We start from the raw sequence: 26,369 nt of genomic DNA on the forward strand, positions 1-26,369 counted from the left end.
ATGGCCATTACATTTGAAATGATCAAACAGGTGACAGCGCAACTTTACGAGCGGTCACTCAAGCAGATCCCGGACGATACTCGCCAGGCCCTGGTGCAGGCGAGTTTTCGCGAGACCAATGAGACCGGTCGACGTACCTTGCAAATCATGATCGAAAGCGCTGATGCAGCGCGCAGCCAGCAGTCGCTGGTCTGTTCCGACTCCGGTGTGCCGGTTTATTTCATGCAGATTGGTACGCAGGCGCGGTTCGATGGCAATGTGAAACAGGCCATTGAAGAAGGGTTCGCAGAACTGGTTGCCACGGTCAACCCGCCGCTGTTGCCGCATGTAACCAATCCGCTCACGCTTGAGCGTGGTTACCAGGGCAAGGGCATGCCGATTACCACGTTTGATCTGGTGGATGGCGCAGATTATATCGACATTACCTGTTCGCCCAAGGCGCTGGGTTCAGGACGCTGGGCTGCGCTGGAAATATTCAGTTTCCCCGATTTGCCGACAATAGAGAATTTTGTGATGGAGACTGTCGTCAAGGCAGGATCCCAACCCTGTCCGCCAGTGGTAATTGGCGTGGGCATTGGAGGCTCGTTTGATTACGCGGCAAAAATGGCCAAGGAGGCGACGCTGCGGCAAATCGGCACGGTCAATCCCGAACCCATCCTGGTGGATATGGAAGCCCGGTTGCTGGAGCGAATCAATAAAACAGGCTTTGGCCCCATGGGCACAGGGGGCGACAGCACTTCCATGGCGGTTCATATCAATTACTGCGCAGGTCATGGCTTTACACCGGTCGCGGTTTGTTTCAACTGCTGGATCAACCGGCGTACGCGGGCGCGCTGTTATAACGACGGTCGCATTCAAATGCTGGAGTAAACGGGCATGTCCATTACCACCCACCGCATGACTTTTCCGCTGTCTGCCAGTGATGCACGCACGCTGCGGGCCGGCGACCAGGTCATTATTGACGGTGAAATTATCATTACCGCCGGGCTGCCGACCCACGCCCGATTTCTGGATTGCCTGGATGGCAAGGAACCATTTCCCATGGACCTGCAAGGCGCCTCGCTGTTTCATCTGGGCAGCTATAGCCGGGAAACCGCCGGGCAGTTTGACATTCTGTACATCAATCCAACTACAAGCACCCGCTTCAACCCGCATATGCCCCGCCTGATCCGCGAACTGCAACTGCATGCAACTGGCGGCAAAGGGGGGCTGGACCAGGCCAGCGCCCAAGCCATGCAAGTGGCCGGCTGTGTCTATCTGTCTTTTCTGGGAGGCGGCTGCACGCTATTGAGTCAGGCCATTGAAGAGGTGCTGGAAGTGGGGTGGACCGATATGTTGACTCACTATCGCGTGGTGCGCCTGCGTGTGAAGGGACTGGGGCCGGTGACGGTGGGAATCGACGCACATGGTAACAACCTGTACGCCCGGATTCATGAGGCTGCGCAGAAACAGCTGACGAGCGGGGGTTAGGGCGAACTGCCATCCAGAGCGACTTTATGCAGGTTGTGGTAATAATAATGAACAGACCAGCGACAATGCACCGCATCTGCTCGCGCCCATATCCTGGTGCCAAGACCACCTGCGTACCGTATTCGCAGTACCATAGACAAGAGGTATTGGAGCAGGCATTGCGGGCATCATCTATCTGATAGCGGCCGGCAAGCATGGTGCGACAGGAGATTGATAATGAAAAAAGATCAGATCCAGACTAAGCGTGTATACGATGAGCCGGACGATAACGACGGTTATCGGGTGCTGGTCGATCGATTATGGCCGCGAGGGATAAGAAAAGTAGATCTGAGGCATGATCTTTGGCTCAAGGAGGTAACCCCCAGCAGCCCATTGCGCAAATGGTTTCATGAGAACAAGGACCAATGGGCCGAATTTACGAAACGCTATTGCGCCGAACTGGATGAAGCGCCAGAAGCGGTGAAGCAGCTGTTAGATAGGGCGCGGCAGCAGCGCGTGACTCTGCTGTATTCGGCAAAAGACGAGCAGCACAATAACGCAAATGTATTGCGGGACTACCTGCTTGCTCATGCGAAATAGGCGCAGGGTACCGGTCACTAACCGTGAGAATGTGCTGCGTACCTGAACATGTTCCGTCAGTCCAGGCCCGCTGTTGCAGGCAGTCACGTCAAGCGCGGGGTGCGCAACCGCTGACGCTTGCCACTCATCCCAATATCGAGCAAAACAAAACAGCCCCAATAGCGTCGTAAATGTCAGTTGCTATTGGGGCTGTATTTCGGGCTTTTTTGGGCGATGGGCTGATGCCACACAGCCCATCAGCCACGCTTTTTCATACGCTATTGTTCCTTGCGTGCATCATCTGGCAGCGCATAGGCAATGATGTAGTCGCCGCGATCAGGAGACTGCCTGGCTCCGCCGGCATTGATCACAATGTACTGCTTGCCGGTTTTGGGAGAAATGTACGACATGGGGCCGGCCTGGCTGCCTACCGGCAGGCGAGACTTCCAGATTTCCTTGCCGGTGGCCGAATCATAGGCGCGCAGGTAGAAGTCTTGCGTGCCCGCAAAGAACAACAGCCCGGCCTGGGTTGCCAGCGATGGGCCCAAGGTGGGCATACCAACAGGAATGGGCATACCCATGCGAATGCCCAGCGGTCCCGTATCCTGGACGGTGCCGACCGGAACCTGCCAGACGATCTTGCGGGTTTTCAGGTCAATGGCAGTCATCGTACCAAATGGCGGTTTCTGGCAAGGGATACCCAATTGCGACAGGAAACGCTCGCGCATGGCGCCATAGGGCGTTCCGTCCTGGGGAACCACACCCATTTCGATGCCGCTGGCGCCGGCGCCCACTTTGTCGCGAGGGATCATGTAATTGGCCAGGCCCAGCCGCATGTCGTTGACAAACATATAGTTGGTGGTCGGATCAACCGAGACACCACCCCAGTTCATGCCACCCAGCGAGCCGGGAAACTGCAGGGCACGGTCTTCGCCGGGCGGTGTGTAGACGCCATCGTGACGCATGCCCTTGAACTGAATCCGGCACAGCAGTTGGTCGAATGCAGTCGCACCCCACATATCGGCTTCTTTTAGCGTCTGGTTGCCAATAGAGGGCATGCCTACTGAAAACGGCTGGGTGGCGGCGTAGCGTTCACCCTTGACATTGCCTTGCGGTACCTGCTTTTCCTGAACCTGCGCCAGCGGTTGGCCGGTCACGCGGTCGAGCATGAAAATTTCGCCCTGCTTGGTTACTTGTACCAGCGCGAAATGGGTGCCACCTTTGCCATCGGGAATGTCATAAAGCAACGGTTGCGCAGGCAGATCAAAGTCCCACAGATCATGGTGGGTTGTCTGGAAATGCCAGCGTACCTTGCCGGTTTTTACATCGAGTGCGACGATGGATGAACTGTATTTGTCATCCAGTTCGCTGCGCTGGGCGGCGTAAAAATCCGGTGTGGCATTGCCGGTGGGCAAATAGACGAGACCGAGCTTGGCATCGTAGGACATGGCAGACCACACGTTCGGTGTGCCCCGGGTGTAGGTCTGGCCTTCGGGCGGAGCGCCGGTTATTTCCGGATTGCCCGGATCCCACGCCCATTCCAGGTTGCCGGAAATGACATTGAAGGCACGAACCACGCCTGGCGGTTCGTCTACGGCAAAGTTGTCAGCTACGCGTCCGCCTACAATGACCAGATTGCCCGCAACCAGTGGAGTGGACGTTTGTTGATAGTAGCCGTCCTTGACTTCGCCCATGCCCACTTTCAGGTCGACCGTGCCCATATTGCCAAACTCGGAGCAGGGCTGGCCGTTGTCGGCATTGATTGCAATCAGGCGGGCATCGGTGGTGGGTAAAAACAGGCGCCGCGCGCAGGTTACCGCGTTGGCCGGCTGGCTGGTCGGCATCGTGCCCGCAGGTGTGGTGCCTTCGGCTGGTGACGTATTCTGGTCACCAGCGAGCGCAGCGCCTTCGGCGCTGGTTTGGGCTACAGTATTGGCGCTGGCGGTTGCATCGAAATACCCCAGACCGCGGCAGCGTTGCCAGTTAGGCGCGGTTGCTTTGGAGTCGTAGCGCCATTTTTCCTTGCCGGTATCTACATCCAGGGCCAGCACCTTGCTGTAGGGCGTGCACACGTACAGCGTATCGCCGATTTGCAGTGGTGTGTTCTGGTCTTCGGCGCCCGATCCGGTACTCTCGGGAATATCGCCGGTGTGAGCCGTCCAGGCTACTTGCAGCTTGCCGATATTGTTCTTGTTGATCTGGTCTATGGCCACAAAGCGCGTTCCGCTTGGGGTGTTACCCCAATGCTCCCAGTTTGTTGGCGGGTCGTTGGGGTCGACTTTTGTGACGGCGGCAATATGCTCAGCCTCGAGGACCGATTTGGGGAAAAAGAAAAGGGTGAATGTGACCACAATGCCGATGGCCAGCACGACCGAAGCCCAGCGCGTTACGCGGCAGGGCGCTTTGCCCTGGGCACGACGCAGTGCCGGCGCGGCCAGGGTGACCAGAAAAGCCAGAACGGCAAATGCAAAGACGCGTGCGACCAATGGCCAGAATTCCCAGCCGGCTTCCCATACCGCCCAAATGAGAGTGGCAATAAATGCCAGGCCATAAAGCCAGGCGCCCAGCAAGCTGCGTTTCCAGAGCAGGTAGCCAGACAGTAGCAGCGCCAGGCCCATCAATACGTAATAAACACTGCCGCCCAGGACGGCGAGCCACGCGCCTGCGCCGGTCATGAACAGGCCGATCAGAATAATGAGCGCTGCCAGCAGTGTCAGGCCAGCGGCAGCAATGCCGGATATGGGTCTGCGTTCGTCCATTGTATTTCCCTTTTGAAACAGACAACTTTACAACGATGATTCTTCGGGCTCTGGTGCAGCGCTTTGCGCTATGGCGCGCAAGCCGGTGGCGATGATGGTCGCCAGCGTGATCTACGCAGCCGGCGCAGCGCAGTCATGTGCGCCGGATCGGCAAGGATAGAGACATTCTAACGCTAAAAACGGTAACTTGCCGTCATGCCTGCCGTCCAGTTTCTACCAGGCGCCGGTTCATAATAACGTTTGTTGGCATCGTTTATGATGACCGATCCCGCATATCGCGCATTAAAGACGTTGTCTACGCGCGCAAATGCATTGACAGTCCAATGGTCGCGTTTCCAGGTGTAGCCAGTGTGCAGGCCGGTTACCACTGCCGAAGGAGCGGACTCGCTGTTTTGGTTGTTTACGTACACTTTACCCAGGTAGTCGACATCGACACCGCCGCTCCAGCCCTGCTCCGGTTCCCATGCCAGCGAAGCCGTTGCTGTATTGCGGGCGATGCCGGGAATCATGTTGCCGGCAGGTACTTGCGGGTTGCTGCCGGAGCAGGGTCCGGAACAAAAGCTGTCGCGGTAGCGGGCGTGCAGATAAGTATAAGAAAGCTGGGCGCGCAGATTGCGGTAAAGTCGTGCATCCCAGGCCAGTTCGACCCCATCGCGCAGGGTACGGCCCGCATTCTGATAGGTGGTGCGCCCGCCCGAGGCGCCGGCGCTTACAATTTCGTCCTTGGTGTAGGTGCGAAAGACGGCGGCGGTCAGTTGACCGTAGCCGACATTGGCCTTGAGCCCGGCTTCCAGCGTGGTATTGACCGATGGCTTCAGACCAAAGTTCAGGCCTGGTTCGTTGTCGGCGCGATATGACAACTCGTTGAAGGTCGGGGTTTCAAAGCCGCGGCCGGCCGTGACGTATAGTAAAAGGTCTGGTGTGGCTTGGTAGTTCAGGGCAATGACTGGCAGCAGCTTGCTGTAGTTGGCGGTTCCGCTGTCGTCGGCGTTGCCGTTTGTAATATAGCGGTCTGAGGACTTGAAATGGACGTTGCTGTAGCGCAGGCCGGCATCCAGCGTCCAGCGCTCGGCAAAGTTCCACGATGCCTGTACGTAGGGATCAAGGTTCCAGATGTTGTTGATTTCGTTGCGCCGCAGGTTGCCCTGCACGCCAAGCTGGTTGCCGATGAAGTTTTCGTAGCCCTTGCGCGCTTCGCGCATCGTATCCCAGGCCAGGCCCGCCACCAGAGTGAGCGGCCTGTCGGCCAGGGAGACATGCGAGGTGAGCCGGATGTCTGCACCCCCGTATTGCCTTTTGAGCCAGATGACGCCGCCCGAATGCGAGGGTGCACGTTGGGGGCCAATTGGAATGGACAGAAACTGCCTGGTTTCCCGCTGGCCATAGTAGCCCATGACGCGCAGATCGGTCCGGTCCGACAGCGGCTGTTCATAGACCAGACCACCCTGGGTCTGCTTGGTCGTTTTGCGTACATTGTAGGTTTGGGCATTGGGCGACGAGGCTCGTGGATCGTTCTCGAACGCTTCCCGCGTCAGCCCTTGTGGGTCCTGTGCCGACACATCGACATGATTGAGCAGCAGGCTAAGATGGCCGGCATCGCCTACGCGCAGCCCGAGCTTGGCATTGACCTGGTTTTTCTGCGCCCTGCTATGGTCGCGGTAGCCGTCTGTACGGAAATGATTGGTGCTCAATAGATAGTCTATGGCGCCGGCGCCTTCCCCACGGGACCCTGACGCTTTCATGCCGTAACGCTGTTGCCCGTAGCTGCCGGCTGCAAAAGACGGGGTAAGGGTAAGCGGCCCCTCACCGGTTTCGGTTTCGGTCAGCAGCACACCGCCCGATGAGTTGCCGTGCAACGTGGAAAACGGCCCGCGCAGGACCTCTGCCGATTCAATGGAGGACAGATCAATATTGGACGTCTGGCCCTGTCCGTCTGGCATGGTCGCCGGAATGCCGTCCACATACAGGCGGATGCCGCGTACGCCAAATGCCGACCGGGCGCCGAAACCGCGAATGCCCACCTGCAGATCCTGAGCATAGTTCTGCCGGTTGCGCACGGTCAGCCCCGGGATGCCGCGCAAACCTTCGGATAGATTGACTTGCATCTGGTTGGCGCGGATGTGCGCACCGTCTATGATGCTGATCGATGCCGGTATTTCGCTTGCCGGGCGATCCATACGGGTGCTGGTGGCCACAATGGGCGACAGTTGGGTAATGGGAGCTTCAGGTGTGGCAGCAGCGGGCGTGGCTGATTCAGGCCCGGCTGTGATGGCTGCTTGTGCTGTAGTCACCGGCTGGGCAACCGCCGCGCAGGCAAACAGCGAAAAAATACAGCCGGCCACAACTGCGGGCTTAAAAGTAGGCGAACTCATGGACAAACTCATGCAGATTAAATGGTCAGGATGCTGGCCAGGCGACGCGTCTCATCTTAGGCATGGTGTACACCAGCCAGCGTGAAAGCGATATGTCTGTTAAAGGCCGTGTTATGTCCGTTTTTGAAACGAACTTAAATCTTGTTACGTTCTATGATAACCCGTCAGTGCCCGTACGGGATTAAACATACATCAAATGCTTATATCTTTGATGTGCGAGATCTTAGGGTTCAATTTGTTTGAGACTGATTTGCGGGTCAGTCAGATGGGTGCCCGGACTGCTTCGCCTTCTTTTTTCCTGCACTGTGCGCAACTTCCACGTGTGCGATTGGCCTAGCGCTGTTCGGGTAGCTTCTTAAAGGCTTCGTTGGGGGCTATATATGGTGATAATACTTTCTTGTTTAATCCAATATTTTGATATAACATATATCTAACTTAAATCTCCTTCTAAAGAAAATGACTCCATTTCCCTCACATGGTGTGTCCAAAGAAACAATCAAATATGCACTGGATGCGTTCGCAGAAAGTGATAAAAACTGGCGAGGAGGGCGCATTCCGCTCTACGTTTTTCGTGGCGAACAGGATGCGTACGAAGTAGGGCGTGATGCTTTCTTTCAATATTTCTCAGAAAATGCGCTGGGCGCAAACCGGGCATTCCCAAGCATCAAAACCATGCAGGAAGAGATTATCCAGAAGTGCCTGTCATTATTAAATGGCAGTGCCGATATGGCCGGGATTGTCACCTGCGGCGGAACGGAGAGTATATTTTTAGCGGTGCGTGCGGCACGCGCAGAAGCAAGGTTGAAGCGCGCGTTACCGAAAGGCTGTGGCAACATTGTACTTGCGGAAACGGCACACCCGGCTTTTACCAAAGCTGCGCAAAGTATGGATCTGCAAGAGCGCCGCATCCCCGTGATGCCCGATGGACGTGCCGATGTCGATCAAATGGCGGCATCGATAGATGAGCAGACCGTGATGCTAGTCGGCTCGGCACCCTGTTTTCCGTTTGGAGTAATAGATCCTATCGCCCGTTTGGGCCAGATCGCGCTGCGCCATGACATATGGCTGCATACCGATGCTTGCGTGGGTGGATACTTAGCGCCATTTGTCCGGGATATTGGCTATCCCCTTCCAGAATTTGACTTGAGCGTACCGGGAGTAGCGTCGCTTTCCGCCGATCTGCACAAATATGGATTCTGTCCTAAACCAGCTTCTACTGTTTTCTTTTCAAATCATGAGCGGTGCTCCATGGCTGGATTTGATATTGATGTTTGGCCTTCCGGGCGGTTTGTAACTCCCACGTTAATTGGTACGCGTCCGGCTGGCGGTGTCGCCGGAGCCTGGGCGACGCTGCATTTTTTAGGCGCAGATGGCTATCGGCGCATTGCACAAAAAATAATGACGATGCGCGATAGCTATATCAAGGGGATCATAGCAATTCCAGGCTATCGGATGGTCGTGGATCCCGACCTGGCTATTCTGGCATTTGCGGACCCCGGCCTGGATATGTCACGGGTCGCCGCCTTGATGCTTGAAAGGGACTGGCTGCCTGGCATGACCACGCAGCCACAGGCGTTGCACATGATGCTGTCGCTGTTGCATGAACCTGTACGCGAACAGTATTTGTCAGATTTACGTGATTGCTCTGAGATCGTGCGTCAACAGATGGCGGCGGGACAAAGTGGATTGCGAGCAGCGGTGCAGTATTAATTCATAAGCAAGTGTTTTGTGTATAAATTGCAGTTTCAATCATATTTCGGAGGAGACTATGACTATTCTCGAATCGTTCTCGCGTCGCGACGCATTACGCTTGATGCTCAACATGGGGGTCCTGACCTTCGGCAGCGCAGGCTTGATTTCCCCTCGCCAGGTCCAGGCGCAAGAACCCAGCAATGCGTTTGTACTGGGCCATTTCGGATCAGCCAATCCGCAAGTGCTTGGAAAAGCGATGGGGACGTATAAGAACGCTTTTGGTACTGGAGTCAAGACTGATTTCGTTACTGTGTCGGCCGGCTCGCAAGTGCTTGCTGCCATCGCAGGAAACAGTATGGATATATGTAATGTCGGCTCAAGTCCCATGGTCGTGGGCTTTGGACAAGGCGTGAAAATGTCGATGGTTTACGTACAAAAGTACATTACCGACAGTGAATGCCTTGCCGTACGTAAAGAGGCGGGGATCACCGAATTAAAAGACTTAAAAGGCACGACTATTGGACTGCCGTTTAATACTTCGGTACATTTTGCGCTCAATGCCGCGTTGAAGTCGGCTGGCATTGCAGCGAATGAAGTCAGGCTTTTGAACATAAAAGCTGACTCCATACGAGCTGCGTGGAAACGTAAAAGTATTGATGCTGCTTATATTTGGGCGCCTGTCTTGAATGACCTTGTTGCTGATAACGGCACTATTTTATTACGCACCGGCGATCTGGCTGATTCAGGTTTGCTGGTGTTTGATGGCATTGTAGTACGGGATGAATTCAAGCGGCAGCACCCCGAGTTGGTACTGGCTTATCTCAAGGAATATGCGCGCTTATGCGATATGTACGAGAATGATCCAAAGCAGGTTGTCGACGTACTGTCGCCCTACTTGAGTTTGCCGCCCGAAACGACAATTGAATATATGAAAACTTTCCATTCAATACCGGCTAAAGAATTGGCCACCGACAAGTGGATGGGAATGCCGGGAGCCAAGGATACAGGGGTGTTGCGTACATTGCGCGCGCAGGCAGAGTTTCTCAAAGAAGCAGATCAGCTTCCGGTTGTGCCTGCCAGCTTTGCTCCTTTTGTCGATTCGTCCTTTTTAGCACAGATGATTTAACAGGAACGCTTATGTCTATTCAACCGGTAAGCATGAGTTCGAAGTCGCGCGCAGACAGAGCAAAATTAATATTAAATGGTGTATCCAAGCGTTTTGGAAACGGTGCTGACGCAGTCCAGGCCCTGGAACCAGTCGATCTCGTTGTTGAAAACGGTGATTTCGTCTGTATTGTCGGGCCGTCGGGTTGCGGAAAAAGCACGCTCTTAAGTATTGTTGCCGGCTTTGAAACGCCTTCGTCTGGAAGTGCAATTTTGGATGGGAAGAAAATTCTTGCGCCAGGAGCAGAACGTGGGGTAGTGTTTCAGCAAGGCGCGTTGTTTAACTGGATGACCGTAAGAGATAATGTCGCGTTCGGACCGCAGGCCATGGGGAAATCTCGAGAGGCATCTTTAAGTGTGGCAGCCCGCTATCTGGAGTTGGTGGGGCTCACTTCATTTTCCCATCGTTATCCTTATGAATTGTCTGGCGGTATGCAACAGCGTGTCGCTATAGCCAGGGCGCTTGCCAATGAGCCGGAAATTTTGCTGATGGACGAGCCTTTTGCCGCACTCGACTACCAAACTCGCGAGCTTTTACAGGAAGAAATCCACAGTATTTGGAAACGTACTGCGAGTACCGTACTTTGGATCACCCATAGCATTGATGAGGCTTTGGTTCTTGCGACGCATATTGTCGTCATGAGCGCAAGGCCGGGCCGTATCAAAGCAACCTTCGAGTCCGATTTCTCAAAAAATACCGATCCGATGCTGACCACAACGGTTGAGTTCGCGGATGCCAAGCGTCAGATCGTGGCGCTTTTGCGACAAGAGTCCATTGAGGCGCAGCGACAGGAGATTAATCTATGAATAATGCAACGGTAAAGCGTCTGTGGACTCGCAGGCCGGTTAGCAAGGAGGGGTTTTTCAATTTCAAATTGAGTATGTGCTCTTTTGTAGGCATGCTCGCAATCTGGATAGCCTTGACCGGCTCCGGATTATGGGTCCCTATCGTTGATCCCATGTTCTTGCCGTCGCCTGTTGCTGTGTTGGATACGTTCTGGCAGCTTTGCAATACAGGCTACCAAGGCAATACATTGCAACACCACTTTTTTATCAGCCTGTTGCGCTTCGGTGTGGCGTTCTCCATTTGCATTCTGGTAGGCATCCCGATTGGGTTGTGGATGGGAATGAATAGTGCGGTGCGCGCGATACTTGATCCGCCGATAGAAATTACCCGCCCGATTCCCAAACTGGCCTTGTTGCCTCTGTTTATTATCTGGTTTGGCATTGGAGAACTGTCCAAGACAGTGGTGATCGTCGCTGCGATCTTTCCGCTCATGACAATCAGTGCGATGCAGGCGGTCAGATCGGTCAGCTTGCGCAAAATTCAGGCGGCTCAATCTTTGGGGGCCTCACAGTCGGTGATTTTTCGCAGGGTTTTGCTTCCTGCCAGTCTGCCGGGTATTTTCACCGGCATACGAATGTCAATTGGCATTGGCGTGACCATGCTGGTGGGGGCCGAGATGGTGGCAACCAGCGATGGTATTGCATGGATGGCGCTGACCGCAGCCGATTTTATGCTGACCAATGTCGTGTTGGTGGGCGTATTGATAATGGCCTTGCTGGGTTATGTTCTGGACCGTTTATGTCGTCTGCTGGAATCTCGTTTAGTGCATTGGAGCGGACGAGATTAAATTTTCGTTGTGATCTGATCAGAGGCGCGCTTGCGTAGCTGCTCGCAAAGTTGTTCCGAGCCGTCAATCAAATCTTGACGAATCGCTTCTGATAATTTTTTTTCATCCCGTTGTGTTAATGCCTTCAGAATTGCGGCATGGTTGACGCCGCCTTTCCACGCCCGTGTGTTGTACGGGTAGAGCAGGCGCAGCATTGGACCAGTCTGCATCCAAAGGGATTCCAGAATCGCCATGAGTGTGGGCATTTCGCACTGGCGATAAATGCGAAAATGAAACTCGCGATTACACGCGAGGACAGTGACATAGTCATGCCCCTGTTTCGCCTTAAGCAGCTCTTTCTGTATGTTCTTTAAGGCGTCAATGTCGCTCTTGGCGATTCTGCTCAGGGCGGCAGTGGCTGCAATGGGTTCGAGCGCCAGCCTGATTGCCACTAATTCACGATATCGTTCTTCCGACAGGTATGGGACGAGTAAGCCCCGCTGTGGTCCGGGCTCAAGGCAGGCCTCGGCCGCCAAGCGGTTGAGTGCCTCGCGCGCGGGCGTAAATCCGATATTCAGAAGAGAAACCAGGCCGCGTACCGTGACGCGTTGCCCCGGCGCCAGTTCGCCTGAAGACAACGCTTCGCGCAGCGATTCATATGCCTGGTCGCCAAGTGTTTTTACGCGTACCACTGGAGCAAGAGCAGGCGTCGCAGAAGATGCTGCCGATGTCGAAGATGGGCCGGATTTAGCTATAAACATAACACGCAGGTGAGGTTTTGATACCCTGAAGTTTAGCCCATCTGACTTGACGGGTGTATGCATGAAAACATTCTTTTTTTAATTTATCTGAAAGCTCTGTGGATGCGGTTGCATCAGCGTGTCTAACTGCTACCAGCTGTGACCCTGACGGCGCTCTGCACGAATCACCACGCACGTGCCAATCGCACTGACATTTGTCCAATCCACTATAAAATACCCTCATCGAATCAAGAGGTGGATTGTGCCAAGAAAAGCGTCAACATTATCGGTCGCTGACGAGAACCCGGCGTCGGGCGGCGTTGCGGCGGTGGATCGCGCCCTGTCGCTGCTGACCGTATTTCGCAAGAACGATGGGTATCTTTCGCTGGTAGAGCTGGCGGACCGCACACGCATGTACAAGAGCACTATCCTACGGCTGCTGGCCTCGCTGGAGCATTACGGCATGGTGCATAAGTCCGATGACGGTCGCTATGGCCTGGGTGAAGGCGTCGTGCGGCTGTATGGCGTTTACAATTCGGCGTTTTCCCAGGCCGATGTCATTATCCCGGTACTGCGCGCACTGGTGGAAAAAACCCAGGAAAGCGCCTCGTACCATGTCATCAGCGGCAATAGTCGGCTGTGCCTGCATCGGGTCAATTCGCCATTGCCGATCAGCTATCGAACCCGCGAAGGGGATGTGTTGCCATTGGATAAAGGTTCCGGTGCGCGCGTGCTGCAGGCCTTCACTGGCGCTAAAGGCAAACTGTACGATCAGATCCGACGTGATGGCGTCATTGTGCTGGACGGCGATCGCATGCCCGACCTGGCAGGCGTTTCCGCTGCTGTGTTCAATGCGCATCACGAATTTGCGGGAGCATTGACGCTGACCATGCCCTCGTCCCGTCTGAAACCGGCTTTCAGAAACGAGGTGCTTCAAGCCGCGATGGCATTAAGCAAAAAGTTCGGCTATATCAAAGACTGAATATTTCAAGACTGGCGCCTGGCGATAGCCAGCGCATTGCCTCCATGCAAATCGGCCCACAGCGGCCGATTTTGTTTTGCGTTCCACATCTTCCTGTATCTGACACTAACGCCGCAAGCCAATTACATTTGCGATTGCGTGTTGACGCGCTTGTCATTTCTGTTTTAATATTCTATTTAATAGAATATTGTTCTATAAGATAGAATATAGGAGAAAGCATGAATCAGACACATCCCGAGCGAGTGTTGATCAGTGAAGTGGGGATGCGCGATGGGCTGCAGAGCATCAAGAGCATCATGCCGACCGAATATAAATTCAAACTGATCGATGCGCTATATGAAGCCGGCATTCGCGAAATCGAAGTGTGTTCGTTTGTGCCTGCACAATTGTTGCCGCAAATGGCTGATGCGCCAGAGGTCGTTCGTTATGCGCTTCGTTACGCCGATCTGACGGTTATGGCGCTGGTGCCGAATCTGCGCGGCGCCCGAAACGCTCTGCAGGCGGGGGCACACAAACTGACGCTGCCGGTTTCTGCCAGCGAGGCGCATTCGCTGGCCAATGTGAGAAAAACGCGGCAGCAGATGGTGCAGGAAGTGCGCGAGATCGTGGCGCTGCGCAACGAGATTGCACCTAACGTGAAGATAGAGGCCGGCATATCGACTGCATTCGGTTGCACGATCCAGGGAACAGTGAGTGAAGACGATGTAGTCTGGCTCTCGTCCCAGCTGGTGGCTGCCGGCGCCGACGAAACCGGGCTGTCCGATACCACCGGGTATGCGAATCCGGCCCAGGTGCGGCGACTTTTCCGGCGTGTCTTTGCGGAAATAGGCGACAAATGTGGCGCGGCCCATATGCACAACACGCGCGGGCTGGGCATGGCCAACAATCTGGCTGCCTATGATGTTGGTGTGCGCACCTTTGATGCATCGCTGGGCGGGCTTGGCGGTTGCCCCTATGCGCCTGGCGCGTCAGGCAATGTGGTTACCGAGGATCTGGTGTTCATGTTCGAGGCCATGGGCATTGATACCGGTATCAATATTGAAAAACTGATTGGCGCCCGCGAGCCGCTCAAAGCCGGCGTTCCACAAGAAGCCGTATATGGCATGGTGGCCGAAGCCGGCGTGCCTTTAACCTTTGAACAACAAGTGTGATATGACAGAACAAACATTGCCCTATGCGGGATTGAAGGTCATTGAGTTTACGCACATGGTGATGGGTCCTACTTGTGGCCTGATCCTGGCAGACCTGGGCGCCGATGTCATCAAGATCGAACCGCTCAAGGGAGATAACACCCGTCATCTGCTGGGGTCTGGCGCCGGTTTTTTTTCCGCGTTCAATCGCAATAAAAAAAGCCTGGCTGTTGATCTGAAGTCGGAGCAGGGGCTGGCATTGGTCAAGGACCTGATCGGCTCGGCCGATGTGGTGAGCGAAAATTTCAAACCAGGCACCATGAAAAAACTGGGGCTGGACTATGAGTGTTTGTCAGAACGGAATCCGGGCCTGGTGTATGTCAGCCACAAGGGATTTCTTCCCGGCCCCTACGAACACCGCACTGCGCTGGACGAAGTGGTGCAGATGATGGGCGGGCTGGCCTACATGACCGGAAGAAAGGGCGACCCGATACGCGCGGGCACCAGTGTCAATGACATTATGGGCGGCATGTTTGGCGCCATCGGCGTGATGGCCGCGCTCAAGGCACGTGACCTCACCGGCAAGGGACAGCAGGTGCAAAGTGCCCTGTTCGAAAATAATATCTTTCTGGTTGCCCAGCACATGATGCAGTACGTGGTCACCGGCAAGGCCGCCGACCCGATGCCCAGCCGCATTTCGGCCTGGGCCATTTACGACGTCTTCAATGTCAAAGACGGTGAGCAGATATTCCTGGCGGTGGTCAGTGATACGCAGTGGCGGATTTTCTGCGACGCCTTTGGGCTGCCCGAGTTGCTGAACAATCAAGATTTGAAAACCAATAACCAACGGGTGCAGGCACGTCCGTGGCTGTTGCCCCTGCTGCAGGAACGCATGGCCGCCTATTCAAAGAAAGAGCTGGCCGCGCTGTTCGAAGCCAATGCGTTGCCGTTCGCGCCCATTGCGCGGCCCGAAGAGCTGCTGGACGATGCGCACCTTCTGGAGACCGGCGGGCTGGCGCCCATGCAGATGCCCGATGGTCGGCAAACCACTGTGCCGCTGCTGCCCATCTGCATGGATGGCCAACGGCTGGGCGTGCGCCTGAACCCGCCGCGGCTTGGTGAACATACGCTGAGTATTCTGCAGAGTGCCGGATTGAGCGACGAACAAATCAATACCTTGCTGGAAAACAATGTCATTGCCACGCACTAAGGAGACAAACATGAAAAAAATTGCCGTTGCCTTTGCGACCGCGCTGTTAACCCACCTGTCATGGAGTTCCGTCGCGCAGGCGCAAGAGCGCTACCCGCAACGGGCCGTGACCATTACGGTTCCCTATTCTCCGGGGGGTACCACCGATTATGTAGCCCGTATGCTGGCCAAACAGATGTCCGAAATATCGAAGCATTCATTTGTCGTGGAAAATAAGCCGGGAGCCAGCGGCACCATCGCTACCGCTTCAGTCATGCGAGCCAAACCGGATGGCTATTCCTTGTTGATGAATGATACGACATACGCAATGTTGCCGGCGGTGTTCAAGAAACTGTCCTGGGATCCCGTCAAGGATATTGCGCCCATTGCCAATGTCGCTTCAACGCCTGTCATCTTGATCGTGCCGGCAAATTCGCCGTTCGATTCGCTGGCCGATCTCGTGAAAGCGGCCAGGGAGAAACCTGAGTCGCTCACCTTCGGCTCCGGGGGCAAGGGCAGTTCAACGCATCTTGCCGGCGAAGTGTTCCAGCATCAGGCGGGCATTAAGCTGCTGCATGTTCCCTACAAGGGTGCGGGCGAAGCCTTGCTCGCCCTGGTCGGCGGAACCGTGGATGTGGAGATCAGTGCAACACCCACCGCCATTCCACAAATTAACAGCGGCAAGGTCAGGGCCTTGGCCATCAGCAGCCCGCAGCGCCTGCCACAACTGCCCGCCGTGCCGACTTTTGTACAGGCTGGCCTGCCTGATTATCAGGTGCAAAACTGGTTTGGTCTGGTCGCTCGTGCCGGTACGCCGCCAGAAATCATCAACACGCTGAACCGTCTGGTGAAGGAATCGGTGGCCGACCAATCCATACAATCGTCGTTTGAAAAACTCGGTGCGCAAGCTGTAGGCAACAGCCCCCAGGAATTCTCGCAGCAGATTGCAAGTGAAATTGACAGTTGGGGGCACACTGCCGCACGTGCCGGCCTGGAAAAGCAGTAAGGGTGCGTCATGTTTTTTCTGAACCAGGAGCCCGAACGTTGTGACGCGCAGGTATGGAGCACTATGCCTGACCATTTGCGCTTGCGCAATACCGATTCTGAATGGGCCAAAGCCAATAAGGGCGGCGAGCAATTGCATTCCTTTATCGAAGGCCCGGCCATGGATGCCCAGGGCAATCTTTATGTGACTGATATTCCTTACGGACGCATTTTCCGTATTTCGGCGCAAAAGGGTTGGGAATTGATTGTCCAGTATGACGGCGAACCGAACGGGCTCAAGGTTTTGCACGATGGTTCGCTGCTCATTGCCGATTATCGCCGCGGCCTGTTGCGCTGTGACCCGCTCGCAAAAGTGGTTGAGCCGGTGCTGGCGCGACGCAATGCCCAGTCATTCAAGGGGCTGAACGATTTATATGTCACTCGTGATGAATCACAGGTGTATTTCACTGATCAGGGGCAGACCGGCTTGCACGACCCTAGCGGAGCAGTGTATCGCTATGGCCTGAAAACGGGTCAGCTCGATTGCCTGATGAATAATGTCCCTAGCCCCAATGGGATAGTGGTCGATGAAGACAGATCGGTGCTGTTCGTGGCAGCCACTCGGGACAACGCCGTATGGCGTGCACCTCTGCTGGCCGACGGATCGGTATCGAAAGCCGGCCGCTTCTGCGCGCTGTTTGGGACCAGCGGCCCGGATGGTCTTGCGCTGGACCAACAGGGCAGACTGTATGTGGCGCATGCGTCGCTCGGACGCGTATTCGTATTTGAGGCCAACGGCGAGTGTTGCCGGATACTGCGTTCGGTTGCCGGCAACACGGTAACCAATCTGTGTTTCACCAATGCGCGCTGTGACACCTTGCTGATTACCGAATCGTCCACAGGCGCCGTGCTGCGCGCTGCGGTTGGCGCAGCAGAAGATAATTTTCAACAACCCAAAAAATAAGGGAACGGAGACAACAATGTTCAAGAAAACAATGATGACCGGATTGACCGGCGGTATGTTGCTGGCCGCAACGTTGACCACTGGCCTTGTGCAGGCCCAGGACTGGCCTCAGCGGCCCGTGCGCATGGTCGTGCCATATACCCCTGGCGGCGGAACCGATAGCATCACCCGGATTATTGCCGAGAAGATCAGCCAGATGGATAAGGATATCCAGTTTGTGATTGAGAACAAACCAGGCGCAGGCGGCAATATCGGCATGACCCAGGTGGCCCGGGCCAAACCGGACGGATTGACGTTGGGTATGGGACAGACCTCGAATCTGGCCATCAACCCGGTGATCATGCAGGATATGAAGTTCGATGCCAGCAAAGATTTCACGCCGGTTGGGGTGGTCGCCGAATTGCCAACGGTATTGGTGGTCAAGGCCGACTCTCCTTATCAATCGCTGGCCGATGTGATAGCCGCAGCCAAGGCCAACCCCGGGCAACTCAAGCAAGCCCTTGCCACCCTGGGCACCGTAGGCCATCTGGCCGGCGAAATGCTGTCCTACAAGGCGGGCATCAAGGTGCTGAATGTGCCTTACAAAGGGGCCTCTCCGGCGCTGACCGAGCTGATTGGCGGCCAGACCGATTATATGTTTGCGACACCGGTGTCGGTGCTTAAACTGATCGAAGGCAAGGATCTGCGCGCGCTGGCAGTTACATCCAGCAAACGCATCGCCGCCATGCCAGACGTACCTACAGTTGCAGAACAAGGCTATGAGGGATTCAGCGCGGTTGACTGGAAGTTGATTGTCGGGCCGGCAGGCTTGCCGAAAGATGCCGTTGACCGTCTGAGCAAGGCCTTTGTTGCCGTCAGCAAGGATCCGGAATTTATCAAGCGGATGGAAGCAGACGGCAATACCGTTGTAGGAGGCCCTGCAGCCGATGCCCAGGCGTATCTGGCCAAAGAACAGGTTGAATGGCGTACATTGCTTAAGGCAATGCAATTTCAACTGAAATAAGCCTGTTTTTGGGGACTCGGCGCAATTGGCACCCCCGATACAGGATTTGGCCCGTATGTATATGTCCTGGACCTGTCTGAAAGGGTGGGTGCACAGGCTGCCATCGGGGCCTTCGTGTATCTGTGGATATGGTATGCTTGTCTTGCCAGCCTGCCTTGCGATTTTCCTGCCAAGCTACCGCGCGCCCTCTCTTTCCTCTTCATAGCCGTATTCTATTTCAGCAGATGACAGAAAGGAACGATGCCTGTATACAGGTGTCAAACTATCAGTACTGCAATCGAGTGGCTTCCTTTGACGTTACTGTTTTCTGCTCGGATGCACCAAGGAACCGCTATGCTGTACTCACGAAATTTTCAAACCTCCTTTCTTCACCCCCGCTATTGGCTCACCTGGTTTGGCCTGGGCGTGCTGTTCCTGCTGGTTCAACTGCCATACCCCATATTGCATCGGCTGGGTATCTGGATGGGACGCTGTTCCATGCGTTTTCTCAAACGCCGGGTCGGAATTACACGTCGGAATCTGCAATTATGCTTTCCCAATATGGATGAAGCGTTACTCGAGAAGAGAGTGCGGGCAAACTTTGAGTCGCTGGGCATGGGCTTGATGGAAACCGGGATGGCGTGGTTTTGGTCCGATGAGCGGGTAAAACGCTGGTTTGATGTCTCCGGATTGGATAATCTGAAGCAGGCGCAACAGGATGGACGCGGTGCGCTGATGATTGGTGTACATCTGATGCCGCTGGAGCTCGGTGGCCGCGCAATGGGGCTGTGCCAGCCGATGATGGCGACCTATCGACCGCATAATAACAAGGCAATGGAATGGGCGCAAACCAAGGGCCGTATGCGTTCCAACAAGGCGATGATCGATCGCAAGGATTTGCGTGGACTGGTGCGTGCACTCAAGCAGGGCGAAGCCGTGTGGCTGGCCCCCGACCAGGATTATGGCCGCAGCGGTAGTGTTTTCGCACCTCTGTTTGCAGTTGCCCAAGTGGCTACGACCAGCGCCCCTTATATGCTGGCGCGGCTGGCCAAACCTGCGCTGGTGCCCGTGGTATTGATCCGCCGTCCGAACGCCGGTGGCTACGATTTGCTGATTCAACCTGAACTCAAAAACTATCCCGTGGACGATGAAATTGCCGCTGCCGCTTATATGAACAAAGTCGTGGAAAAAGAAATCATGCGTGCGCCGGATCAATACATGTGGCTGCATCGTCGTTTCAAAACCCGTCCGGTTGGGGCCCCGTCACTGTATTGACTGGCGTTGATCGCCAATGCGTCGTCTCGATTGCAGTTGCCATGCGCGCTTGTGATATTCTCGTGTCAGCAGTTCATCACGGATGAACCGGTCAAGTGGAGATAGCAATGGCAACTGCAGTTTTACTAAGAGAGTACGGCGGTCCCGAGACGCTGAACGCTGAACATGTGGACGTGGCCGCACCGGGCCCGGGAGAACTGCGTATCCGGCAGACGGCAATTGGCGTCAACTTCCACGATGTGTATGTGCGCGGCGGCCTATATAAAACCCTGGCATTGCCCGGAATCCCCGGGATAGAGGCGGCTGGCGTGGTCGAGGCGATCGGGCCGCAGGTGACCGGCTTCTCGGCAGGCGATTCGATTGCCTATATTACGAATCATTATGGTGCCTACGCGTCGGAGCGGATTCTGCCGGCCCGCCTTGCCATCCGTCTGCCCGATGGCATTGATCAAGACCTAGCGGCATCGGTCCTGCTCAAGGGCCTGACCGCCCAAATGCTGTTGCGACAGGTCCATCACGTGCAGCCGGGTGATACCGTTCTTGTACACGCTGCCAGTGGCGGCGTGGGGCAGTTGCTTTGCCAGTGGGCCAGTTATCTGGGCGCCACGGTGATTGGAACGGTTGGCAGTGAAGAAAAAGCCGAGCAGGCGCGCGCCATGGGATGCGCGCATACCATTTTGTATCGCGAGGAAAATTTCGTGGAACGGGTGCGCCAGATCACCAACGATCAGGGGGTCAACGTCGTTTATGACTCGGTAGGCAAGGACACGTTCCTGGGTTCACTGGCCGCGCTGGCCCGACGGGGCCATCTGGTCAATTTCGGACAGTCTTCGGGCAGTATCGACCCGATTGAGGTATCCATCCTCGCACCCAAATCCAATAGTCTGACCCGGCCGGGGGTATTTCACTATACCGCCGAGCGCGCGATGCTCGAATCCATGGCCAGCGAACTGTTTGCGTTGATGGAGCGGGGCGTATTGACAGTGCAGACCGGACAGATCTACCCGTTGGCCGACGCTGCGCGTGCGCACCAGACGCTGGAGTCCAGATCACGGATGGGAACGTTGCTGCTCAAGCCCTGATTGGAAGTGCGAAATCTGCCGGCAGGGCGAGCTGATATCGGGCATTGTTCGTTGGTCGATCACCACTGCTCAGGACGTGTTTCCTGAGCAGCAATGACCCTGTGCATAAAGAGCATTTGATATTTACGGCTTCAGATGATGCGATAATTGATGTAAAGTGGCATCATAATTGATGTAACAAGTCATTATTGATGCGATAGGATTACGGAGAGACCATCATGCGAACCACTGTCACCATAGATGAGGTTCTATACGCGCAGGCATTGGAACTTGCCGGTCCTGGGATAGTGCGTGCTTCCGATCTATGCCGGGAGGCGATGAAAACCTATGTGCGCGTCCAGGCCGGGCGACGGCTTGCTGCATTGGGTGGACAGGCGCCAGATATGAAGTACATACCGCGCCGCAGGGATGACGCCGGATCGCTATGAGCGTGCTTGTCGACACCTCGGTGTGGGTAGATCACTTCAGAGTGCGAAATGATGCATTGGTTCAGTTGCTTGAGGCCGATCGTGTCTTGGGCCATCCCATGATCCAGATTGAACTGGCCTGTGGAACACCGCCCGCGCCGCGCCTGCAAACACTGAATAACATAGGGCTCTTGCAACCCTGTAACCAGGCGGGCTTGCGGGAAGTTGCGGACTTTATTGAACGTGAACGGCTTTATGGCCTGGGGAGCGGCCTGGTAGCTATGGTTCTTCTTGCCTCTACACTTATTACGCCGGGCGCGCAATTGTGGACGCTGGACAAGCGCCTGCGCGCGATGGCCGAGCGTTTCAGGATCGCTTTTCAGGCGCCTGGATATTAAAATTTGTGGAAGAAAAGATTTGCGGCAGGACAATCCTGCATTTTTTGCATTTTGCATTTGTAATCATGGCGTCCTTCCTTTGAATATTGTATCTATAAAGAGTAGCGCATGTGGATCCAGAAAGAATTTCAATTGAAAGCGCGTCCCAGAGGATTTCATCTGGTGACCGAAGAGATTGTGTGTCAGGTGCCGGACTTGACCGGCCTGCGCGTAGGCATCATGAATGTGTTCCTTAAACATACCTCGGCATCGCTAACCATTAATGAAAATGCCGATTCCGCCGTACGGGTTGATTTCGAAAATTATTTCAACCGCCTGGTGCCGGAAGATGAGCCGTATTACACGCATACGTACGAAGGCAGTGATGATCTGCCGGCACATTTCAAAAGCAGTATCCTGGGCTGCACGCTGGTGGTACCCATCACGAATGGTGCGCTCAATCTTGGCACCTGGCAGGGCATTTATTTATGCGAGCATCGCAACCATGGCGGGCCACGAACGGTTGTGGTCACTGTGCAGGGCGAGGCTGGCGATTAGCCTATTGATGGCGCAGTGTGCCGTGATTGCTGCCAAGGGTCGCAAGCAGTCCTGCAAGTAATAACAATAGCAATCGTTGTTACGTACGCGACAGCGCGTCGGGCCACGCAAACCATGTTGATAGTGGTTGAATTTCGTCTGTATTATCCATTAAAGTAATGGCACACGCCGGTCGGCAGGCGGATACACTGACCAACTGCGGTTACCATAGCGTATGCGCAGCCAGCGCTTTGCGGCAGGCTGAAGTTCAGGCAGAATTGCCGGATAGCATTGTCGGGCAGTTTTTTTCGGCTGTAGTCGGGCAGATTACGATCGGCTTTATATTGTTGCTCAACCACAAGGGCATTGACCATGACACTTCTCTTTGCGTTTTTGCATCACGTTCTGGCTTTCGTGCTGGTTGCCGCACTCGCCATTGAGCTGGTGCTGGTCAAGGACCGTATCAGTATCGAACGTGCCCGGCGAATTTTGCGTGCCGATGCCATTTATGGCGCGTCGGCCATGCTGTTGCTGATCGTGGGTTTTTTGCGCGTGATCTTTTTTGAAAAGGGTGCTGCCTACTATTTTCACAGCATTCCCTTTGTTGCCAAACTGCTGCTGTTTGCCGCAGTAGGCGTGCTGTCCATTTATCCGACCATGACTTTTCTGTCGTGGCGCAAAAGCCTGAATCGTGGCCGGGAACCGGTGCTGGATCCTGCGGTGATCAAGCGGATTCGCAAGCTGATTCATTACGAATTGGTCTGTCTGGTGCTGATAGTGCTGGCGGCCGCCATGATGGCCCGTGGCGTAGGCTACTGGGGCTAGGGGAAGGAACCGTGTCAGATACAGTGCCACGCGTGATGTCTATGTTTGTGTATGGAACGCTGAAAACAGGTTGTTGTAATCACGAACGTCATTGCTCCATGGCAGTACATACAGAAAAAGCCTGGCTATGGGGCCGGATTTATCATCTTGACCACGATGAGGGGTACCCTATGGTGGAAATCTGTCCGCAAGCCATTCTGGCGCGGGGTACCGACCAGCCCGGGATGGATGCGTTGCTGGAGTGCACGCCAGGTACAACGGCCAGGCCCGATGGCGACTGGGATCTGATCGAAGGCGAGCTGATGCAATTTGATCGTCCGGAACGCGATGTGCCGCTGATAGACCTGCTGGAAGAGTTTCGCGCCGATGGACAGGGGCTGTATTATCGGGTGCTGACCACTGTGAACACCGATGCCGGCCCACAAACGGCATGGACGTATATCAGGGAGCGCGAACACGATGGCCGTCGCTTGCATCCGGATGCGACCGGGACGGTGTGCTGGCGCCCGGTCGACCTTATTTCCTGAAGACGGCGTAGCTCCAGGAAATGTCGTTTCGACCCAGTGTGTCGTTTTTATAGCTTTTCTTATAAAGCAGTTGCAACCCGCAGGTGCGCGCAAGCGCGATGGTTTCTGCGTCCGGGATGTCGAACATGTGGCGCTCTGCCGGGACGGGGCCATGGCGCAGGGACATCGACATAATGCCGTTGCGCCCCAGCAGCCCGGCGCAATGCTGCATGGCAGGCAGTCGCTCTTGTTCCTGCAGGTGCATCCACACCGCGGTCAGCAGTATCAGGTCGTATTGCTTACCGCTGGCGCGTACCAGGGTCAACTGCGGCAGGCTGTCTGCGATCCAGTTGATAGCGGCATCGGCATGATGCAGGTCGCCCTGTTCTCGCATGGCAGCGGTGGGCTCGACGGCATCCACCTGGTAGCCCAGCGCCGCCAGCGCAGCTGCGTCGCGGCCGGTACCGGCGCCGATATCCAGCACTTTTGCCGGTGCCTCTGGGTAAAAGCCACGTACCGGGTTGTGCACTTTTTCGAAGGTGACGCTTTCGTAGTCAGCGGCAAACCGTTGTGCCTTTTCTGCATAGCCCTTGCTGCCTGCGATTTCGACCATGTTCTTATGCCCATTCATGTATTGTGGATTAAGACAAGTGTATCGGATTGGGAAATTAAAATAGGGTTTTGTTTCATTCGCCCATATTTTTGCTCCGCACTTCTTTGCAGCAATTTCTTTTTTCCAGCCCGGAATTCTTTATACTTGTGCTGCTCTACATATTAAATTCTGCATATTTCAAATAGGTTATTGCGTGAATAACTCTCACAACAGTAGTGATGGTGGCGATATCGTCGTTTCCATCCAGGGGGTGGGTAAAACCTACAAAAGCGGTTTTACAGCCCTCAAAGGCGTCAATCTGGATATCCGCCGGGGTGAAATTCTGGCCCTGCTGGGACCCAACGGCGCAGGCAAAACGACCCTGATCGGCATCGTGACCGGCCTGGTCAACGCATCCGAAGGCACGATTCTGGTTGACGGCGACGACGTGCAACGCGATTATCGACGCGTGCGCCCGAAAATCGGCCTGGTTCCGCAGGAGCTTTTTACCGACTCGTTCGAGACGGTATGGGACACGGTTACATTCAGTCGCGGCCTGTTTGGCAAGCCGGCAAACCCGGCGCATATAGAGCGGGTGCTCAGGGCGTTGTCCCTGTGGAACAAGAAAGATAGCAAGATCCTGAGCCTGTCCGGCGGCATGAAGCGTCGCGTCCTGATCGCCAAGGCTCTGTCGCATGAACCCTCGATTTTGTTTCTGGATGAACCGACTGCCGGCGTGGATGTAGAACTGCGTCACGATATGTGGAATCTGGTGCGCAAGTTGCGCGAGCAGGGCGTGACCGTGATCCTGACCACGCACTATATCGAAGAGGCCGAAGATATGGCCGACCGGATTGCCGTGATCAATAACGGCGAAATTATCCTGGTGCAGAACAAGGAACAGCTGATGGGGCAACTGGGCAAGAAAGAGCTGCACCTGCAACTGACCCAGCCGCTGGATGCGCTGCCACCAGCCATGTCTGCTCATCCCCTGACCTTGTCGGCAGACGGGGGTACGCTGGTGTACACCTATAACAAGGAATCGGAAGACAGTACGGGTAAAAGCCTGTCCGAAATGTTGCGCCAGCTGGGCGACGTCGGCATTGAGCTCAAGGACCTGCAATCGCGAGAAAGCTCACTGGAAGATATTTTCGTGAGCCTGGTAAGGAAAGATTCATGAATCTGTACGGCGTAAAAGCAATTTACAAATTTGAGATGGCGCGGGCGTTCCGCACACTCATGCAAAGCATCGCATCGCCGGTGCTGTCCACGGCACTGTACTTCATTGTGTTTGGCGCTGCTATCGGTTCGCGCATGGGCGACATTGACGGCGTATCCTATGGCGCATTCATTGTGCCCGGGCTGCTGATGATGGCCCTGCTGGGGCAGAGCGTCTCGAATGCGTCCTTTGGCATTTATATGCCCAAGTGGTCCGGCACCATTTATGAAATCATGTCGGCCCCGGTTTCATACTTCGAGGTGATTCTGGGTTATGTCGGAGCGGCGGCAACCAAGACGCTGATATTGTCGGTGCTGATCCTGATCACGGCCCGTTTCTTTGTTGAATACCAGATCCAGCATCCATTCTGGATGGTGCTGTTTCTGGTTCTGACTGCGGTCACCTTCAGCATGTTCGGTTTCATTATCGGGCTGTGGGCCGATGGTTTCGAAAAACTGCAGATCATTCCGCTGATGGTGATTACGCCGCTGACCTTTCTGGGCGGCGCGTTTTATTCCATTCATATGCTGCCCGGCATCTGGTCCAAAGTGGCGCTATTTAACCCGGTGGTGTATCTGATCAGCGGCTTTCGCTGGAGTTTTTACGGCGTGGCCGATGTGAACCATTACGTCAGTCTGTTCACCATTCTGTTCATTCTGCTGGTGTGTGCCCTGGTGGTCTCGTGGATGTTCCGTACCGGCTACAAGCTGCGGCCCTGATGGCGGCCTGATACGCGCCCGGATGCGAGCGGCAGGGCGTGTCAGGGTGTCTGGGGTATGCCTGGAATGCGTCTCTGGTGGGCGATCAGGACAGGTTTTGCAAAGTATCTGCCCGTATGATGGCGGTGCCTGCCTGTTACTAATGAGGGCTGGGGTTTGGCGGTGAAGTCGGATGCCGTCAGTTCCTGTGTGTACAGAGGCTGCTGCGATGAGCCTGCCCGGAATGACTTT

27 protein-coding genes are annotated in these 26,369 nt (G+C 55.2%); 22 read left to right on the forward strand and 5 right to left on the reverse strand.

What is annotated here, in order from left to right:
• The 3 genes from INT32_RS07640 to INT32_RS07650 all read left to right on the forward strand — a co-directional run bounded on the left by INT32_RS07640 (position 1) and on the right by INT32_RS07650 (position 2,049).
• Positions 1-870 carry a fumarate hydratase gene (locus tag INT32_RS07640; RefSeq protein ID WP_193088139.1) on the forward strand — a complete coding sequence of 290 codons (870 nt, stop codon included), beginning with the start codon at positions 1-3 and terminating at the stop codon, positions 868-870.
• A gap of 6 nt (positions 871-876) precedes the next feature.
• Complete coding sequence (locus INT32_RS07645) at positions 877-1,470, forward strand: fumarate hydratase C-terminal domain-containing protein (protein WP_193088140.1); 594 nt, start codon at positions 877-879, stop codon at positions 1,468-1,470.
• Positions 1,471-1,686: 216 nt separating this feature from the next.
• Entirely contained in the window at positions 1,687-2,049 is a 363-nt protein-coding gene (locus tag INT32_RS07650; protein ID WP_193088141.1) for a DUF488 domain-containing protein, read from the forward strand.
• A 257-nt stretch (positions 2,050-2,306) separates the two neighbouring features.
• On the opposite strand, the gene INT32_RS07655 is transcribed toward INT32_RS07650, so the two are convergent.
• Positions 2,307-4,787 carry a glucose/quinate/shikimate family membrane-bound PQQ-dependent dehydrogenase gene (locus INT32_RS07655; protein WP_193088142.1) on the reverse strand — a complete coding sequence of 827 codons (2,481 nt, stop codon included), beginning with the start codon at positions 4,785-4,787 and terminating at the stop codon, positions 2,307-2,309.
• A 173-nt stretch (positions 4,788-4,960) separates the two neighbouring features.
• Complete coding sequence (locus INT32_RS07660; protein WP_226816708.1) at positions 4,961-7,159, reverse strand: TonB-dependent receptor; 2,199 nt, start codon at positions 7,157-7,159, stop codon at positions 4,961-4,963.
• A gap of 456 nt (positions 7,160-7,615) precedes the next feature.
• On the opposite strand from INT32_RS07660, the gene INT32_RS07665 reads away from it, so the two are divergent.
• The 4 genes from INT32_RS07665 to INT32_RS07680 are packed head-to-tail and all read left to right on the forward strand — an operon-like array spanning position 7,616 to position 11,649.
• Positions 7,616-8,869, forward strand: a complete 1,254-nt coding sequence (locus INT32_RS07665; protein WP_193088143.1) for an aminotransferase class V-fold PLP-dependent enzyme — start codon at positions 7,616-7,618, stop codon at positions 8,867-8,869.
• Between the two features lie 58 nt (positions 8,870-8,927).
• A complete protein-coding gene (locus tag INT32_RS07670; RefSeq protein WP_193088144.1) occupies positions 8,928-9,977 on the forward strand; it encodes an ABC transporter substrate-binding protein in 1,050 nt (349 codons plus the stop codon).
• 11 nt (positions 9,978-9,988) lie between these two features.
• A complete protein-coding gene (locus tag INT32_RS07675; RefSeq protein WP_226816713.1) occupies positions 9,989-10,822 on the forward strand; it encodes an ABC transporter ATP-binding protein in 834 nt (277 codons plus the stop codon).
• Positions 10,819-11,649, forward strand: coding sequence for an ABC transporter permease (locus INT32_RS07680; RefSeq protein ID WP_193088145.1), 831 nt, complete (start codon positions 10,819-10,821; stop codon positions 11,647-11,649). Before INT32_RS07675 ends, INT32_RS07680 begins: the two co-directional genes overlap by 4 nt.
• Here INT32_RS07680 and INT32_RS07685 read toward each other — a convergent pair.
• Positions 11,646-12,389, reverse strand: coding sequence for a GntR family transcriptional regulator (locus INT32_RS07685; protein WP_193088146.1), 744 nt, complete (start codon positions 12,387-12,389; stop codon positions 11,646-11,648). The two genes, INT32_RS07680 and INT32_RS07685, sit on opposite strands and share 4 nt — an antisense overlap.
• Positions 12,390-12,630: 241 nt before the next feature.
• On the opposite strand from INT32_RS07685, the gene INT32_RS07690 reads away from it, so the two are divergent.
• The 11 genes from INT32_RS07690 to INT32_RS07740 all read left to right on the forward strand — a co-directional run bounded on the left by INT32_RS07690 (position 12,631) and on the right by INT32_RS07740 (position 22,298).
• Complete coding sequence (locus INT32_RS07690; protein WP_193088147.1) at positions 12,631-13,350, forward strand: IclR family transcriptional regulator; 720 nt, start codon at positions 12,631-12,633, stop codon at positions 13,348-13,350.
• A gap of 218 nt (positions 13,351-13,568) precedes the next feature.
• Positions 13,569-14,501 (forward strand): hydroxymethylglutaryl-CoA lyase, encoded by a 933-nt coding sequence (locus tag INT32_RS07695; RefSeq protein ID WP_193088148.1) that lies wholly within the window; start codon positions 13,569-13,571, stop codon positions 14,499-14,501.
• A 1-nt stretch (position 14,502) separates the two neighbouring features.
• Positions 14,503-15,690: a CaiB/BaiF CoA-transferase family protein gene (locus tag INT32_RS07700; RefSeq protein WP_193088149.1), complete on the forward strand. Its 1,188-nt coding sequence runs from the start codon at positions 14,503-14,505 to the stop codon at positions 15,688-15,690.
• A gap of 10 nt (positions 15,691-15,700) precedes the next feature.
• On the forward strand, positions 15,701-16,675 hold the full coding sequence (locus INT32_RS07705; protein ID WP_193088150.1) for a tripartite tricarboxylate transporter substrate binding protein: 975 nt from the start codon (positions 15,701-15,703) through the stop codon (positions 16,673-16,675).
• A gap of 9 nt (positions 16,676-16,684) precedes the next feature.
• Positions 16,685-17,617 carry an SMP-30/gluconolactonase/LRE family protein gene (locus INT32_RS07710; RefSeq protein WP_193088151.1) on the forward strand — a complete coding sequence of 311 codons (933 nt, stop codon included), beginning with the start codon at positions 16,685-16,687 and terminating at the stop codon, positions 17,615-17,617.
• A gap of 16 nt (positions 17,618-17,633) precedes the next feature.
• Positions 17,634-18,620, forward strand: coding sequence for a tripartite tricarboxylate transporter substrate binding protein (locus tag INT32_RS07715; RefSeq protein WP_193088152.1), 987 nt, complete (start codon positions 17,634-17,636; stop codon positions 18,618-18,620).
• A gap of 333 nt (positions 18,621-18,953) precedes the next feature.
• Positions 18,954-19,874, forward strand: a complete 921-nt coding sequence (gene lpxP, locus INT32_RS07720) for a kdo(2)-lipid IV(A) palmitoleoyltransferase (protein WP_193088153.1) — start codon at positions 18,954-18,956, stop codon at positions 19,872-19,874.
• 107 nt (positions 19,875-19,981) lie between these two features.
• Positions 19,982-20,956 carry a quinone oxidoreductase gene (locus tag INT32_RS07725; protein ID WP_193088154.1) on the forward strand — a complete coding sequence of 325 codons (975 nt, stop codon included), beginning with the start codon at positions 19,982-19,984 and terminating at the stop codon, positions 20,954-20,956.
• A gap of 218 nt (positions 20,957-21,174) precedes the next feature.
• Complete coding sequence (locus tag INT32_RS07730; RefSeq protein ID WP_193088155.1) at positions 21,175-21,384, forward strand: type II toxin-antitoxin system VapB family antitoxin; 210 nt, start codon at positions 21,175-21,177, stop codon at positions 21,382-21,384.
• Entirely contained in the window at positions 21,381-21,761 is a 381-nt protein-coding gene (locus tag INT32_RS07735) for a type II toxin-antitoxin system VapC family toxin (protein WP_193088156.1), read from the forward strand. Before INT32_RS07730 ends, INT32_RS07735 begins: the two co-directional genes overlap by 4 nt.
• A 108-nt stretch (positions 21,762-21,869) precedes the next feature.
• Entirely contained in the window at positions 21,870-22,298 is a 429-nt protein-coding gene (locus INT32_RS07740; RefSeq protein WP_193088157.1) for a secondary thiamine-phosphate synthase enzyme YjbQ, read from the forward strand.
• A 143-nt stretch (positions 22,299-22,441) separates the two neighbouring features.
• Here the strand turns inward: INT32_RS07740 and INT32_RS07745 are convergent, their stop codons facing one another.
• Positions 22,442-22,651: a hypothetical protein gene (locus tag INT32_RS07745; protein ID WP_193088158.1), complete on the reverse strand. Its 210-nt coding sequence runs from the start codon at positions 22,649-22,651 to the stop codon at positions 22,442-22,444.
• Here INT32_RS07745 and INT32_RS07750 point away from each other — a divergent pair.
• A complete protein-coding gene (locus INT32_RS07750) occupies positions 22,650-23,102 on the forward strand; it encodes a DUF2214 family protein (RefSeq protein ID WP_193088159.1) in 453 nt (150 codons plus the stop codon). The genes INT32_RS07745 and INT32_RS07750 overlap by 2 nt on opposite strands.
• A gap of 41 nt (positions 23,103-23,143) precedes the next feature.
• Positions 23,144-23,629 carry a gamma-glutamylcyclotransferase gene (locus INT32_RS07755; RefSeq protein ID WP_226816754.1) on the forward strand — a complete coding sequence of 162 codons (486 nt, stop codon included), beginning with the start codon at positions 23,144-23,146 and terminating at the stop codon, positions 23,627-23,629.
• Here the strand turns inward: INT32_RS07755 and INT32_RS07760 are convergent.
• Positions 23,619-24,221, reverse strand: a complete 603-nt coding sequence (locus INT32_RS07760) for a bifunctional 2-polyprenyl-6-hydroxyphenol methylase/3-demethylubiquinol 3-O-methyltransferase UbiG (protein WP_193088161.1) — start codon at positions 24,219-24,221, stop codon at positions 23,619-23,621. The two genes, INT32_RS07755 and INT32_RS07760, sit on opposite strands and share 11 nt — an antisense overlap.
• A 193-nt stretch (positions 24,222-24,414) precedes the next feature.
• On the opposite strand from INT32_RS07760, the gene INT32_RS07765 reads away from it, so the two are divergent.
• Together INT32_RS07765 and INT32_RS07770 are read left to right on the forward strand one after the other, a co-directional pair.
• The gene (locus INT32_RS07765; protein WP_370540196.1) at positions 24,415-25,380 is read left to right on the forward strand and encodes an ABC transporter ATP-binding protein; all 966 of its coding nucleotides are present in this window, start codon (positions 24,415-24,417) and stop codon (positions 25,378-25,380) included.
• Positions 25,377-26,138, forward strand: coding sequence for an ABC transporter permease (locus INT32_RS07770; protein WP_193088162.1), 762 nt, complete (start codon positions 25,377-25,379; stop codon positions 26,136-26,138). The genes INT32_RS07765 and INT32_RS07770 overlap by 4 nt, the downstream gene beginning before the upstream one ends.
• The last annotated feature ends 231 nt before the right edge of the window (positions 26,139-26,369 follow it).

The organism is Advenella sp. FME57 (genome assembly GCF_014897675.1).
Lineage (GTDB): Bacteria > Pseudomonadota > Gammaproteobacteria > Burkholderiales > Burkholderiaceae_B > Advenella.